The organism is Pectobacterium peruviense (assembly GCF_002847345.1).
GTDB lineage: Bacteria > Pseudomonadota > Gammaproteobacteria > Enterobacterales > Enterobacteriaceae > Pectobacterium > Pectobacterium peruviense.
The window spans coordinates 98,708-113,972 of record NZ_LXFV01000007.1; the positions used below are offsets into that span (position 1 = coordinate 98,708).

13 protein-coding genes are annotated in these 15,265 nt (G+C 54.2%); 10 read left to right on the top strand and 3 right to left on the bottom strand.

The window, feature by feature from the left end; translation table 11 throughout:
• The first annotated feature begins 198 nt into the window (after positions 1–198).
• Positions 199–1,854, top strand: coding sequence for an ABC transporter permease (locus A0G03_RS07490; protein WP_048259308.1), 1,656 nt, complete (start codon positions 199–201; stop codon positions 1,852–1,854).
• 136 nt (positions 1,855–1,990) lie between these two features.
• On the opposite strand, the gene A0G03_RS07495 is transcribed toward A0G03_RS07490, so the two are convergent.
• Positions 1,991–2,197 (bottom strand): YbfA family protein, encoded by a 207-nt coding sequence (locus A0G03_RS07495; RefSeq protein ID WP_011092929.1) that lies wholly within the window; start codon positions 2,195–2,197, stop codon positions 1,991–1,993.
• 411 nt (positions 2,198–2,608) lie between these two features.
• On the opposite strand from A0G03_RS07495, the gene kdpF reads away from it, so the two are divergent.
• The 7 genes from kdpF (at position 2,609) to A0G03_RS07530 (ending at position 11,188) form a co-directional block, all read left to right on the top strand.
• A complete protein-coding gene (gene kdpF, locus A0G03_RS07500; protein ID WP_039290783.1) occupies positions 2,609–2,698 on the top strand; it encodes a K(+)-transporting ATPase subunit F in 90 nt (29 codons plus the stop codon).
• Entirely contained in the window at positions 2,698–4,386 is a 1,689-nt protein-coding gene (gene kdpA, locus A0G03_RS07505; RefSeq protein WP_048259307.1) for a potassium-transporting ATPase subunit KdpA, read from the top strand. Before kdpF ends, kdpA begins: the two co-directional genes overlap by 1 nt.
• Before the next feature lie 15 nt (positions 4,387–4,401).
• A complete protein-coding gene (gene kdpB / locus A0G03_RS07510; RefSeq protein ID WP_048259306.1) occupies positions 4,402–6,546 on the top strand; it encodes a potassium-transporting ATPase subunit KdpB in 2,145 nt (714 codons plus the stop codon).
• Between the two features lie 19 nt (positions 6,547–6,565).
• Positions 6,566–7,141, top strand: a complete 576-nt coding sequence (gene kdpC, locus A0G03_RS07515) for a potassium-transporting ATPase subunit KdpC (RefSeq protein ID WP_048259305.1) — start codon at positions 6,566–6,568, stop codon at positions 7,139–7,141.
• Between the two features lie 102 nt (positions 7,142–7,243).
• On the top strand, positions 7,244–9,991 hold the full coding sequence (gene kdpD, locus A0G03_RS07520; RefSeq protein WP_048259304.1) for a two-component system sensor histidine kinase KdpD: 2,748 nt from the start codon (positions 7,244–7,246) through the stop codon (positions 9,989–9,991).
• 5 nt (positions 9,992–9,996) lie between these two features.
• Positions 9,997–10,677, top strand: a complete 681-nt coding sequence (gene kdpE, locus A0G03_RS07525; RefSeq protein ID WP_048259303.1) for a two-component system response regulator KdpE — start codon at positions 9,997–9,999, stop codon at positions 10,675–10,677.
• A gap of 82 nt (positions 10,678–10,759) precedes the next feature.
• Entirely contained in the window at positions 10,760–11,188 is a 429-nt protein-coding gene (locus tag A0G03_RS07530) for an EamA family transporter (RefSeq protein ID WP_048259302.1), read from the top strand.
• A 64-nt stretch (positions 11,189–11,252) separates the two neighbouring features.
• On the opposite strand, the gene pgm is transcribed toward A0G03_RS07530, so the two are convergent.
• Both pgm and seqA read right to left on the bottom strand, forming a co-directional pair.
• Positions 11,253–12,896 carry a phosphoglucomutase (alpha-D-glucose-1,6-bisphosphate-dependent) gene (gene pgm, locus A0G03_RS07535; RefSeq protein ID WP_048259301.1) on the bottom strand — a complete coding sequence of 548 codons (1,644 nt, stop codon included), beginning with the start codon at positions 12,894–12,896 and terminating at the stop codon, positions 11,253–11,255.
• A 114-nt stretch (positions 12,897–13,010) separates the two neighbouring features.
• Positions 13,011–13,547, bottom strand: coding sequence for a replication initiation negative regulator SeqA (gene seqA / locus A0G03_RS07540; RefSeq protein ID WP_048259300.1), 537 nt, complete (start codon positions 13,545–13,547; stop codon positions 13,011–13,013).
• A gap of 273 nt (positions 13,548–13,820) precedes the next feature.
• Between seqA and ybfF the strand changes: the two genes are divergently transcribed.
• On the top strand, positions 13,821–14,588 hold the full coding sequence (gene ybfF / locus A0G03_RS07545) for an esterase (RefSeq protein ID WP_048259299.1): 768 nt from the start codon (positions 13,821–13,823) through the stop codon (positions 14,586–14,588).
• Positions 14,589–14,878: 290 nt separating this feature from the next.
• Positions 14,879–15,160 carry a LexA regulated protein gene (gene ybfE / locus A0G03_RS07550; RefSeq protein ID WP_010285457.1) on the top strand — a complete coding sequence of 94 codons (282 nt, stop codon included), beginning with the start codon at positions 14,879–14,881 and terminating at the stop codon, positions 15,158–15,160.
• The last annotated feature ends 105 nt before the right edge of the window (positions 15,161–15,265 follow it).

Genomic DNA, 15,265 nt, shown 5'->3' on the forward strand with positions numbered 1-15,265 from the left:
CCTGTTCAGTCATGACATACCTTGGATAGTTCGAGCTGTAGGACACAATGTTCGCGTGTTGAACAACGCGATATTTCTGAGCAATACATGCACGAATCCACGGAGGGATCGAGCAACCAAGCAAGTGCTCAACAGCTTGAAGGATGACGAGTATCGATAATGCCTTGCTGGCAACAGTCAGCAAGGCTGGAGTATCAGATGAACAAGTTTGCTCTACTGCCACTGCTTACGGTGGCGGTACTTTTTATTCTGGTTGGCATTCCCGTATTGTTTGTTGCGCTACAGGCAATCTTCCCAAATTTAGGTGCCGGTTCTTTTTCGAATCCGTTCTCGGCCTTTGCGGACGTTTTCGCGCAAGCGCGACTGTTTGCTTTGTTGAAAAATACGCTACTGCTTGGACTTGGTGTTGCGCTGTGTTGTGCGGTAATTGCTATTCCACTCGGTGCGCTGCGCGGGCTCTTTGCGCTACCGCTGGCAAAATTTTGGGATTTACTGTTTCTCATTCCCTTCCTGATCCCACCTTATATCGCCGGACTATCGTGGATGCTGGCTCTACAGCCAAGGGGTTATGCCGAACAGATATTGCCTATTCAACTGGGCGAGGCTCTGTTTTCATTACCTGGCATGATTGGCGTAATGACGCTAAATATTTTCCCGGTAGTCTATTTCGCCGTTTCACGCAGTATGGCCGCGAGCGGAAACCGCCTTGCCGATGTCGCACGCGTTCACGGTGCCAGCGGCTGGCAGGCATTCTTACGGGTCACGCTGCCATTGTCTCTACCTGCGACAGCGGCCAGCCTGCTACTCGCCTTCACGCTGGCGATCGAAGAGTACGGCATACCCGCAGCACTGGGATCGCGTGCAGGTATTCAGGTATTGACGACAAATATCGAGCAGCGTCTGGCGGACTGGCCGATCGATCTCTCCGGCTCAGCGGTGCTGTCTTTGCTGTTGGTTGCTATCGCGCTATGTGCATTTACCCTACAGCGGGCGATCGTCGCCGGTAGCAATGTGGAAACGACCACAGGCAAACCCGCCGCCATTGTCACTCGTCCATTAGGAATATGGCGCTGGCCGGTGTTAATGCTGTTTAGCGTCGTGGGGTTGCTGGCCGTAGGTATTCCACTTGCCTCCATGCTGATTACGGCGTTTTCTGCCACCATCTCCAGCACTATTTCCTGGCAAAATTTAACCTGGCAGCACTTCACCATGTTGATTGATTACGAAAACGAAGCACTACCCGCATTAACGACCAGTCTGGGGCTGGCTGTCGGCAGTGCTTTACTGACGGGAACCGTCGGCTTTCTCGCAGCCTGGTTTGTCGTCGCCAAGCGTATTCGAGGGGCGGCAGTGCTGGATGGGCTGTCGATGTTACCTGCTGCCCTACCGGGAATTGTTGTCGGGGTGGGATTGATTCTTGCCTGGAATCAAAGCTTCTGGCCGATAACGCCCTATAACACCTGGGTAATTTTGCTACTGTCATATAGCTGCCTGCTTTTACCCTACCCCGTCCGCTATAGCAGTGCGGCATTGGCGCAAATTGGCAGTAATTTGGAGTCTGCAGCACGCGTTCACGGTGCTAGCGCAATGGCAGCATTACGGCTGATTGTTTTCCCGTTGGTATTTCCCAGCCTGCTGGCAGCCATGATGTTGGTCTTTGCCGTCGCGTCACGTGAGCTGGTGACGTCACTCTTGCTATCACCTGCTGGCGTGCAGACGGTATCCATTTTTGTCTGGCGTCAGTTCGAGCAAGGTTCAGTCGGGGATGGTATGGCAATGGCAAGCGTTGCGGTGTTTATCAGTCTATCGGTGATGTTGCTGGCGTTACGATTTCATGCGCTAAAAACAAAATAAGCGCCATTTCCGCTGCGGATTTGGCACTTAATGGTTGCCGTTAAATGTGATGCTTTTTCAAACGAGTGACGTCAGTACGCAATGTACTGACGTCACCATTACACGCACAGGGTAGTCAACGACAACATCAATAATATTAATAGAAATCGCAGGCGGCGGCTTCGGACTGCGCCATCCATACCGGTTTATCGCTGGTTTTCAGCCAGACTCGGTGTAAATAGCTGTAGAAGCGCGCACGATCGCGGCGGAACAGCATCACCGGTAACGCCAGCACGCCGATAGCAATCACGGCAGCGCGACGCAGGAGAATACGGTGCAAGGGATAAGTAGTATAAAGCGACATAACGATCCTCCTCTGGGATAAGCACTCTTTTTCAGAAGCGCTTTTCATAACGATAAAATAAGAACTGTGACATTGGTTAAAATTTTACCGCCTTTTCTGAAAGTTTACTACTCATCTGACCAGTAAAAGATGAAATAATCGCCAACTTTTTTCGCCATCACGTCATTAAGTTACAATAAGGTTAAAAATAAACTTACCGTTAGTTAATTTATGGTTTTTAGATTGGATCAATTTACTCCCGCCTTCTCACTACATCTGATTTTGTTAACACCGTAACCGCCATCACCACCTCCAGCGTCTACTTTTCACTCCATTTTTATACTTTTTTTACGCCCACAGGCGGGAAATTTGCACCTTCTTTTCCTGCGTTTTCCTACCCTGATGCTGTCTATTTTGTTCTGGAGGTGTGTTGTGACGCTTAGCATCGTCTTAGGCGGCCTACTCGTGCTGCTGTTACTGGCCTATCTGGTTTATGCCTTATTGAAGGCGGAGGAATTCTGATGGCTGCTGACGCTTTTTTACTGATCTTTGGCCTGCTGCTCACGGTGCTGATCGTAGCCCAGCCGTTGGGGAGTGGGCTGGCTCGCCTGATTGAGGGCGAAACAGGGGCGCTCTTGCAAAAATTCGAAACGGGGACGGCGCGCGTCTTCGCTCTGGATACAACGGAGATGCGCTGGCAGCAGTATGCTGCGGCTATTCTGACCCTCAACCTGATCGGCATTATCGTCCTGTTTGTGCTGTTAATGGCGCAGGGCTATCTGCCGCTTAACCCAGAAAATATGCCAGGTCTGTCGTGGCATTTAGCGTTAAACACGGCAGTCAGCTTTGTCACCAACACCAACTGGCAGGCTTACAGCGGTGAAAACACGCTGAGCTACCTGAGCCAGATGGTCGGACTAACGGTACAAAACTTCCTTTCCGCCGCCAGCGGTATTGCAGTGGCCTTCGCGTTAATCCGCGCATTTTCCCGTCGTTGTGTCGATACACTGGGCAACGCGTGGCTCGACCTGTTGCGTATAACTATGTACGTGTTGCTGCCGCTGTCGCTGCTGTTGGCGCTGTTCTTCGTCAGTCAGGGTGTGTTGCAAAACCTACTACCTTATCAACACCTGACCACACTGGGCGGCACAGCCCAAACGCTGCCGATGGGGCCGGTCGCCTCACAGGAAGCGATTAAACTGCTGGGTACCAACGGCGGCGGTTTCTTTGGCGCAAACTCGGCGCATCCGTTTGAAAACCCGACGGCACTCAGCAACATCGTGCAAATGCTGGCGATCCTGCTGATTCCTACGGCGCTGTGCTTCGCTTTTGGTAAAGCCGTCAGCGACAAGCGTCAGGGTCATGCGCTGCTGTGGGCGATGGCACTGATATTTATCGTCGCAGCTGCCGTAGTGATGAAAATGGAGGTCACCGGTAACCCGCATCTGCTGGCATTAGGGGCGGACAGCGCGGCAAATCTGGAAGGCAAAGAGACACGTTTTGGCGTTCTGACTTCCAGCCTGTATGCCGTTGTCACCACGGCGACGTCGACAGGTGCGGTGAACGCCATGCACGACTCCTTCACTGCACTCGGCGGTATGGTTCCCCTGTGGCTGATGCAAATTGGTGAAGTGGTGTTCGGCGGCGTCGGCTCTGGGTTGTACGGCATGCTGTTATTCGTACTTCTGACCGTCTTTATCGCTGGCCTGATGATTGGTCGCTCACCGGAATATCTGGGCAAAAAGATCGAAGTCTATGAGATGAAGATGACGGCGCTGGCGATTCTGATTCCCCCCGCACTGGTGTTACTCGGCACCGCGCTGGCGCTGAGTACAGAAGCCGGTCGCAGCGGCATTCTGAACCCCGGCGCGCACGGCTTCAGTGAAGTGCTCTATGCCGTATCTTCCGCCGCGAACAACAACGGCAGCGCATTTGCTGGCCTGAGCGTCAATACGCCGTTCTATAACGTCTTGCTCGCTGTCGCCATGCTGCTGGGCCGTTTTGCCGTTATGGTGCCCGTGCTGGCGATCGCCGGTTCGCTGGTCGTGAAAAAGCGCCAGCCAGAAAGCAAAGGTTCACTGTCTACGCGCAGCCCGCTGTTTATCGGCATGCTCATCGCTATCGTTCTGCTGATTGGCGCACTGACATTTATCCCTGCACTGGCATTAGGGCCAGTTGCTGAACACTTACAGTTCGGCCTAACTCACTAAGGCTGGAGACTCTTTATGACCCGTCACACGATGAATCATCAGGCAACACAGGAACCGACCTCATCTCAACAGGGTGAGGCCTCCCGCCACGTTGGCAAGCGTAAACAACAAACGCTGTTTGACAGAACGTTAATCCGCTCGGCGCTGAAAGATGCGCTGAAGAAACTAGACCCGCGCGTGCAGTGGCGCAACCCGGTCATGTTTGTGGTGTACCTTGGCAGCATGCTGACGACCCTCGTCTGGCTGGCTATTCTGGCGGGTAAAACGGAAGGCAATGCCGTGTTTACCGGGCTGGTATCACTCTGGTTATGGTTTACCGTACTATTTGCCAACATGGCCGAGGCGCTGGCGGAAGGTCGCAGTAAAGCACAGGCAAACGCGCTGAAAGGCGTAAAGAAAACCAGTTGGGCGAACAAGCTCTCTGCGCCGAATCACGATGCCAGCTCGGAATCGGTTCCGGCCGACAGCCTGCGTAAAGGCGATATCGTACTGGTGAGCGCGGGTGAAACTATCCCGTGCGACGGTGAGGTACTGGAAGGCGGCGCGTCCGTCGATGAAAGCGCCATTACTGGGGAATCCGCCCCCGTCATCCGCGAGTCCGGTGGCGATTTCGCTTCCGTCACTGGCGGTACACGCGTGCTGTCCGACTGGCTGGTGATTCAGTGTAGCGTCAACCCCGGTGAAACCTTCCTCGACCGAATGATCGCCATGGTTGAAGGGGCGCAGCGTCGTAAAACGCCAAACGAAATCGCACTGACCATCCTGTTGATCGAGTTAACGCTCATCTTCCTGCTGGTCACGGCCACGCTCTACCCGTTCTCCTGGTTTGGCGTACAGGCTAATCACAGCGGCGATGTCGTCGGAGTGACGGTACTTGTCGCCCTGCTCGTCTGTCTGATCCCAACCACTATCGGTGGCCTGCTGTCGGCTATCGGCGTAGCGGGGATGAGCCGAATGTTGGGAGCGAACGTCATTGCCACCAGCGGGCGTGCTGTCGAAGCGGCGGGCGATATCGACGTTCTTCTGCTTGATAAGACTGGCACCATTACGCTGGGTAACCGCCAGGCTTCCGCCTTCCTGCCCGCGCCGGGCGTCACCGAGCAAGCGCTGGCTGACGCCGCACGCCTCGCTTCGTTAGCCGATGAAACACCCGAAGGCCGCAGCATCGTGGTGCTGGCAAAGCAGCGCTTTAATCTGGCGGAACAAGACTTACAACAATTAGACGCGACCTTTGTTCCCTTTACTGCCCAGACGCGTATGAGCGGTGTCAATTTCGGCCAACGTACCATTCGTAAAGGCGCTGTCGATGCCCTGCGTCGCTACATTGAAGCAAACAATGGCGATTTCCCGCATCAGGTAGAGGAAGCGGTATCCAACGTCGCACGCAGTGGAGGGACGCCGCTGGTCGTTGCAGAAGGCAAACGCGTGCTTGGCGTGGTGGAACTGAAAGATATCGTGAAAAGCGGTATCAAGGCACGCTTCGCCGAACTGCGTAGCATGGGGATCAAAACCGTGATGATCACAGGTGATAACCCGCTCACGGCGGCGGCGATTGCCGCGGAAGCAGGCGTCGATGATTTTCTGGCGGAAGCGACACCGGAAACCAAGCTGGCGCTGATTCGCCAATATCAGGCCGAAGGTCGGCTGGTGGCAATGACTGGCGACGGCACCAACGATGCTCCCGCACTAGCGCAGGCAGACGTGGCGGTTGCCATGAACTCCGGTACGCAAGCAGCGAAAGAAGCGGGCAACATGGTCGATCTGGATTCCAACCCGACCAAGCTGATTGAAGTGGTGCATATCGGTAAACAGATGCTGATGACGCGCGGCTCGCTGACGACATTCAGTATCGCCAACGACGTGGCGAAATATTTCGCCATTATCCCGGCCGCTTTTGCTGCCACCTATCCGCAGCTCAATGCGCTAAACGTGATGCAGTTGCACTCCCCCACGTCGGCCATGCTGTCGGCGGTGATCTTCAATGCGTTAATTATCGTATTTCTGATCCCGCTGGCGCTTAAAGGGATTAGCTATCGACCCATGAGCGCGGCGGCACAGTTAAGTCGCAATCTGTGGATTTATGGTCTTGGCGGGCTGCTGGTGCCGTTCCTCGGTATCAAGCTCATTGATATGTTACTGACCGGGCTGAATCTGGCTTAAGGACTGACGGGTATACGCTATGCGCTATTTACGTTCTTCTTTGTTTTTATTCTTGTTATTACTGCTGGTTACCGGTCTGGCGTACCCGCTGCTGACGACCGTGCTGGCACAGTGGCTGTTCCCGACACAGGCAAACGGCTCGCTGATTTATCGTGACAATGCCGTCGTCGGTTCATCTCTGATCGGGCAGTCATTCAGTCAGGCTGGCTATTTTCAGGGGCGTCCTTCCGCGACGTCAGATGCACCTTATAACTCGCTGGCGTCCGGCGGTAGCAACTTGGCCGCCAGCAATCCGGCGTTGGATAAACAGATTGGTGAACGCGCCACTTACTGGCATCAGGCCATCGGCAATCAGCAGCCGGTTCCAGTTGAGCTGTTGACGGCATCCGGCAGCGGGCTGGATCCGCAGATTTCTCCGGAGGCGGCACGCTATCAGGCGCTCTACATCGCGCAGGCCAGAGGGATGTCGCTCCAGCAAGTACAGCAATTGATCGATCGCTTTACTGAGACCAGCAAGCCCGCCTTCATCGGGCAGCCAGCGGTCAATGTTCTGTTGCTGAATTTAGCGCTGGATAAGGAAAAACCGCTGCCATAATCGACAGTGCGTTACTATTAATTATTATACGGGGAGCCAGACTCCCCGCCGTCTTTGCTGCGGCCTGACATCTGTTCAGGCCGCTCCAATAAGGGATAGATCATGATTGACGGTGAAGATCGCCGCCCAGATCCCGATAGCCTGCTGGCACAGGTTGGTGCGCCACCGCGTGGGAAGCTGAAAATCTTCTTTGGCGCCTGCGCGGGCGTAGGGAAAACCTATGCCATGTTGCAGGAAGCGCAACGGCTACGGGCGCAGGGATTGGATATTCTTGTTGGCGTGGTCGAAACCCACGGACGTAGCGAAACCGCCGCGCTGCTGGATAAGTTGCCGCAACTGCCGCTCAAACATCTTCGTCATCACGGTCGCCATACTGTCGAATTCGATCTGGATGCCGCGCTAGCACGCTGTCCGGCACTGATTCTGATCGATGAACTGGCGCACAGCAACGTCAACGGTTCGCGCCACCCCAAGCGCTGGCAGGATGTGCAGGAACTGCTCGATGCTGGTATCGACGTCTTTACCACGGTGAACGTTCAGCATCTGGAAAGCCTGAATGACGTGGTTGGTGGCGTCACGGGGATCAGGGTGCGGGAAACGGTGCCAGATCCGATCTTCGATCAGGCTAGCGAAGTCATTTTGGTGGATCTGCCGCCAGACGACCTGCGGCAGCGTTTGAATGAAGGCAAAGTGTATTTGCCGCTTCAGGCCGAACGTGCCGTCGAGAATTTTTTCCGTAAAGGCAATTTGATCGCCCTCCGCGAGCTGGCACTACGGCGCATGGCCGATCGGGTTGACGATCAAATGCGCGCTATGCGTGCCGGACAAGGTCGCGAGCAGGTCTGGCATACCCGCGACGCTATTCTGTTATGCATCGGCCACGGCACGGGCAATGAAAAACTAGTGCGTACAGCAGCACGGTTAGCGGCGCGCTTAGGCAGCGCCTGGCACGCCGTTTATGTCGAAACGCCGCGCCTGCATCGCTTACCCGAACCGCAGCGACGTGCCATTTTACGTGCATTAAAACTGGCGCAGGATCTCGGAGCCGAAACCGTTACGCTGTCCGAACCCGATGAAGAGCTTGCCGTCCTGCGCTACGCGCGTGAACATAACCTCGGAAAAATCGTCATTGGTCGCCATGTGGAGCAGCGTTTCGGCTGGTGGTGGCGCACGCGTTTTGCCGAACGACTCGGCAGACTGGGGCCAGATCTCGATCTGGTTGTGGTCGCCGTGCAGGACAATGTGTCTGCCACACCGATTAAAACGCCCGATGCGCGCGGGCTGGTAGAAAAATGGCGCATGCAGTTATTCGGCTGCGGGTTGGCAACGCTACTGTGTGCCTTTATCACTCTGCTCGCCTCATGGTCGCCGTTTGCCATGCTGGAGCCGGTCAATCTGGTGATGATCTATCTGCTGGCCGTCGTGGTTGTCGCACTTTTCTTTGGCCGCTGGCCGTCGGTATTCGCTGCTGTCATCAACGTCGCCAGTTTCGATCTCTTCTTTATTCTGCCACGCGGCACATTTGCCGTATCCGATGCCCAATATCTGGTGACCTTTGCCGTGATGCTCGGCGTCGGTCTGCTGGTCGGTAACCTGACGGCAGGCGTGCGCTATCAGGCTAGAGTCGCTCGTTATCGCGAGCAGCGCGTCCGTCATCTGTATGAGATGTCCAAAGCGCTGAACCGTAGCCTGTCCAGCGCCGATATCGTCGAAGCCAGCCAGCATTTTCTCAGCACCACGTTTCAGGCAAAGATCGCGGTTCTGCTGGCCGATAGCCTGCATCACACCTCCCCCGACTTGCCGCAACCTGCACGGGATAATCAGCAACTGATTGTCGATAATGCTATCGCTCGCTGGAGTTTCGACCATCGCGCGCCTGCCGGAGCGGGGACATCCACCCTGCCCGGTGTGTCGTATCAAATTCTGCCGCTTGCCACCACGCAGCAAATCTTCGGTGTGCTGGCGATAGAACCCAATAACGCACGGCAGTTGATGATTCCCGAGCAGCAGCGCCTGTTGGAAACCTTTACCGTGCTGATCGCCAATGCGCTGGAACGTCTGCATCTGATGCAGAGTACGGAAAATGCCCGACTGGATGCCGAACGTGAGCAATTGCGTAACTCGCTGCTTGCCGCACTTTCGCACGATCTACGCACTCCGCTCACCGTACTTTTTGGTCAGGCTGAAATTCTGACGCTGAATCTGGCGAGCGAAGACTCGCCTTATGCCCAGCAGGCTAACCAGATCCGCCAACACATTTTGAACACCACGCGGCTGGTGAATAACCTGCTCGATATGGCGCGCATTCAGTCGGATGGTTTTAACCTGCGCAAAGAGTGGCAAACGCCGGAGGAGTTAATCGGTAGTGCCCTGCAACAGCTGGAAACCGCACTGGCGAAAAACACCATTCAGGTTAATCTACCTGATGAGATGGTTCTGGTTTATTGTGATGCCAGCTTAGTGGAACGCGTGTTCATTAACCTGTTGGAGAATGCGCTGAAGTACGCCGGAGAGCAGACCACGATCGCTATTTCAGCAAGCGTTATTTCAATAAGTACCGCCACGCAAACCGATACGCAGGAAAACGAACTGGAAATCATCGTGCAGGACAATGGCCCCGGGATTGAGCACGGACAGGAAAGTATGATTTTTGATAAATTCTCCCGCGGCCACAAGGAGTCATCGATTCCCGGTGTCGGGCTGGGGCTAGCCATCTGCCGGGCAATTGTGGAAATTCATGGCGGCCGTATCTGGGCAACGAATGCGGAAAGTGGCGGTGCAGCCTTCCATTTCACCCTACCCTTGTCGGCACCACCAGATCTCGAACCGGAAGATATTGAGGAGCACTGAATCCATTGCAGGCCACTATTCTGATCGTTGAAGATGAAAAAGAGATCCGTCGTTTTGTACGTCAGGCGCTGGAAGGCGAAGGCTGCCGCGTGTTTGACGCAGAAACGATGCAGCGCGGCCTGTTAGAAGCGGCCACCCGCAAACCCGATCTGATTATTCTCGATTTAGGCCTGCCGGACGGCAACGGTATCGACTACATCCGTGATTTACGCCAATGGAGCAGCCTGCCCGTGATTGTGCTGTCTGCCCGTACTGATGAGCAGGATAAAATAGACGCGTTGGACGCAGGTGCCGATGATTACCTAACCAAACCGTTTGGCATCGGTGAGTTACTGGCACGATTGCGCGTCGCGCTGCGTCGCCACAGCCATACTCAGCAGGAAACGCCGCTGGTAAGTTTCGGTACGATCACCGTCGATTTACTTAACCGACAGGTAAATCGCGATGGTCAGGAATTGCACCTGACGCCCATCGAATTTCGCCTGCTGGCAACCTTACTCGCTAGCCCAGGCAAAGTACTGACGCAGCGCCAGCTCCTAACGCAGGTCTGGGGGCCAAACGCCGTCGAGCACAGCCACTATCTGCGTATTTATATGGGGCATCTGCGCCAGAAGCTGGAAAGCGACCCCGCCAGACCGCGCCATCTATTGACTGAAACCGCTATCGGTTATCGATTTATGCCGTAAAATCATCTTTCTGTATCAGGCGACGCCCATGGAGAATCTCTCCCGCGGTACGTGCCCGTCATTTCTTCAGGAATACATCGTCATGAGTAGTTGGTTGATTTACGCCTTGCTGTCTGCGGTATGCGCCGCGATGGTCGCGATATTTGGCAAGATCGGTTTGCAAAATTTGGACGCTAATACGGCGACCGCAATTCGTGCCGTCATCATGGCACTTTTTCTGGTGGGAGTGGTGGTCGCACAAGGTAAGCTGGTGCTAGTCGGCGAGATTATTGCCAATAAGAAAGCGCTGTTGTTCATTGTGCTCAGTGGCGTCGCGGGTGCCTTGTCGTGGCTGTTTTACTTTGTTGCGTTGAAGACCGGTAACGTCGCACAGGTCGCACCAATCGATAAGCTCAGCGTGGTATTTGCCGTCGTGTTGGCGGTCATCCTGCTGGGAGAAAAAATTTCACTGGTGGCGGGAGCCGGCGTTGCGCTCATTTCGGTGGGAGCGTTACTTGTCGCGTTAGGATAAAGGCGTTCTGCATTTTCTGGTTGTACGAGATTAAAAAAGGCGCTGCAAGCAGCGCCTTTTTCACTTATTTGGCGCTTGCCAGCACCGCACTAACAATCTCTACCGCTTCTTTCTCGATGCGCTCACGGTGTTCGACCCCGAGGAAGCTCTCACAGTAGATCTTGTAGGCTTCTTCCGTACCGGAAGGACGCGCAGCAAACCAGCCGTTCTCCGTCATCACTTTCAGGCCACCAATCGATGCCCCGTTGCCCGGCGCAGCGGTCAGGCGAGCAGTAATCGGATCGCCTGCCAGCGTGCTGGCTGATACCTGCTCAGGCGACAGTTTAGACAGCGCGGCTTTTTGTGCATGCGTTGCAGAAGCCTGAATACGGTTGTAGCTCGGCGCACCAAAGCGTTGTGCCAGCTCATCATAATGGTGCTGCGGGTTTTTACCCGTCACGGCAGTAATTTCTGCTGCCAGCAAACACATGATGATCCCGTCTTTATCCGTCGACCACGGCGTACCGTCAAAGCGCAGGAAAGAAGCTCCCGCGCTTTCTTCACCGCCGAAGCCAAAGCTGCCGTCATACAGACCGTCAACGAACCATTTGAAGCCAACCGGTACTTCCACCAGCTTGCGGCCCAAATCTGCCACCACGCGATCGATCATCGCACTGGATACCAGCGTTTTGCCGACGGCAACAGATTGTCCCCACTGTGGACGATGCTGGAACAGATAGTTGATCGCCACCGCCAGATAATGGTTCGGGTTCATCAGCCCTGCCGGGGTGACAATACCATGACGGTCATAGTCAGGATCGTTGGCAAACGCCAGATCAAATTTATCACGCAGCGCTAGCAGCCCAGCCATGGCGAATTCTGACGAGCAATCCATACGGATCACGCCGTCATGATCCAGCGACATAAAGCGGAATGTCTGATCGACAGCATCGTTAACCAGCGTCAGATCCAGTTTGTAGTGCTCTGCAATGCGCTGCCAGTAAGCAATACCGGAACCACCCAGCGGGTCGACACCCAGCTTCAGACCGGCGCGCTGAATCGCCGCCATGTCTACCACGCTAGCCAGACCTTCCACATAGGCCTGAACCAGATCCTGCTCGTGGACATGCCCGCTTTGCAACGCTTGATCCAGCGTAATGCGTTTCACGTCACGCAGTTCATCTGCCAGCAACGCATTCGCCCGCGTCTCAATCACGCTGGTGAGGTTGGTGTCCGCAGGGCCGCCGTTCGGTGGATTATATTTAATGCCGCCATCTTCCGGCGGGTTATGGGACGGCGTAATCACAATGCCGTCCGCCAGCGCACCGCCCTGACGATTGTGAACCAGAATCGCGTTAGACACCGCAGGCGTTGGGGTAAAACCATTATCCAACTGAACGATGACATCCACACCGTTGGCAGCCAACACTTCCAGCACAGAAATAAATGCAGGCTCGGAGAGCGCATGAGTATCTTTACCGACATAACACGGGCCACTGATGCCCTGCTTTTTACGCTCTTCTGCAATCGCCTGTGCAATCGCCAGAATGTGCGGTTCATTAAAGCTATGACGTCCCGCGCTACCACGATGGCCCGACGTACCGAATTTCACCGCGTGCGCTGTGTTGCCGACTTCCGGGCGCAGCACATAATATTGTGACGTTAACTGTGCCACATTAATCAAATCGCTCTGCTGGGCAGGCTGTCCGGCCCTTGGGTGATTAGCCATTGGCGCTTCTCCCTAACGCTGTAGTTAGTGTTGTTAGATAAGTGGTTAATGTTATCCCCTTAATCCGTGCGTTGACTTCGCGCAACTCGAATTATTTAGGGCATAGATAGATGATTAGATGGTTCCACACACTTTTTCTGTCAGTTCCGCAGGTAACTGCATCGTCGTCATGATGTGCTCAACCATGCTACGTTTACGGCCAGTATTCGTGTTGGTAATCACCCAGTATGGCGTGCCCGGAATATGTTTAGGCTTTGTGTGTGTGCCATGCTGAAGCAATGTCTGTTGGTCGCCCGCGAAGTAGACTCGTGTGCGGCCATGAAGCGATTCCGTCGCGGCAGCAAATTCCTGTGGCGACAAGGTATACAGTGTGCACAGAACCAGCATAAAGCGATTGATAGCCTTATTCTGTTCAGCGTATTCATCCGACAGCAGCAGCTCACGAAGGGTTCGTACCCGATCGCGCGGGCTTGGCGCAGCGGCAGGCTGAGATATCACCGTTGCCGTCGCCTCTACTGCTGGCGCTGCGATAGGCTGCCCAGCAGTAAATTTCAGCATGCGCCGTAAAATATCCGATGCGCTCTCACCAATATGCTGTGTATGGCTGGCAATATAACGATAAAGCTCTTCGTCGACTTCAATAGTTTTCATCTTTATCCAGTGCTGTTTTTACCCATTATCATGCAAATTACAGAGGCGTTTCCCTCCTGCAACCCGACATCGGTGGGTAGATGACTCAAATCAAAAGGATTATACAGGCGTTCAAACATTATCGAACAGCGGCATAATGGGACAATACCAAAAGTCGGACTATGCCCCAATGCCTTTCACATTCCTTCGAGTAGCTATGCTGTTCCTTCAGTGACAACGTCGATTCTAAAGTCATGATACCCTAAGCCCATGTCTCTCTGAATGAACTTCACCATGAAATTGAATCATCGCTGGCAAAATGCGCACCAGCCCACAGATAAACTCCCTGTTGTCCTGATTCATGGCCTGTTTGGCACATTAGATAACCTTGGCGTATTGGGTCGGGATTTGCAAAACACGCATGACATTCTGCAAATCGATTTACGCAATCACGGTTTGTCGCCGCGTTCACCACAGATGAACTATCCTGCGATGGCACAGGACGTGCTGGCGCTGCTGGACGAGCTGAACATCGAACGCGCTATTGTTATTGGCCATTCGATGGGCGGAAAAGTGGCCATGGCGCTCAGCGCACTGATTCCCGAACGGCTGGACAAGCTAGTCGCGATTGATATCGCACCAGTGGATTATCAGGTGCGCCGCCACGACACTATTTTCGCTGCGCTACGCGCCGTAACGGAAGCCGGTCTGACATCACGTACCGAAGCGACAGCACTCATGCGCCAGCATATAAAAGAAGAAGGGGTGATTCAGTTTTTGCTGAAATCCTTCCAGCAGGGAGAGTGGCGTTTTAATGTGCCGGTGTTGTGGGATGAGTACGAAAACATCGTGGGCTGGCAAGAGGTTCCGGTCTGGCAAGGGCCAATTCTGTTCATTCGTGGCGGTGATTCCCCTTATTTGGACGATCGCTACCGTGATTCACTGCTGCGCCAATTCCCAACCGCGCGTGCGCATGTCATCAGCGGCGCTGGCCACTGGGTTCACTCAGAAAAACCCGATGCGGTTTTGCGTGCTATCCACCGTTTTCTGGACGCGAATTAACCAGACGGTACGCACACTGGCGGATTCATGGCGACGACGGCAGTTAACCGTTGTCGCCGCCAGTGTGGCTAGGGTATGATGGCGCTCGCAGTAGAGGGACGGCTGATTCAGCCACAAGCATTGTAACCACTTCATCAAAATGCACGCATCACTTCCCGGCATGTTCCACATATAGGCAAACCGCAACCTGACAATCCTGTTGCAGGATAAGAATAGGCATCGGTTTTATTTGTGAACAAGACAGGCAGCGCGGTGTATTTTGGTCCGAATACCTTGCAGTATCATTACTTATGGCAAAAGAACAAACGGATCGTACCACACTGGATCTGTTCGCAGATGAGCGTCGTCCGGGCCGCCCCAAGACCAACCCGCTCACTCGTGACGAACAACTAAGAATTAACAAGCGTAATCAACTACGTCGCGATAAAGTTCGTGGCTTGCGCCGTGTTGAATTAAAAATTAACAGCGATGCCGTCGATATCCTGAACAGCCTTGCTGAAGAGCGGAACATTAGCCGCAGTGAATTGATTGAAGAGATGCTGTTGGCACAATTGGCCGAACAGCAGTCCTGATTGACGTAACACGCGATTCACATAATGCAGTATTCACATCTTGTGCGGCGCCATTTCTGACGCCGCCTGAACGTTAACCCAAGACTAAAAATACCATCCTGGATT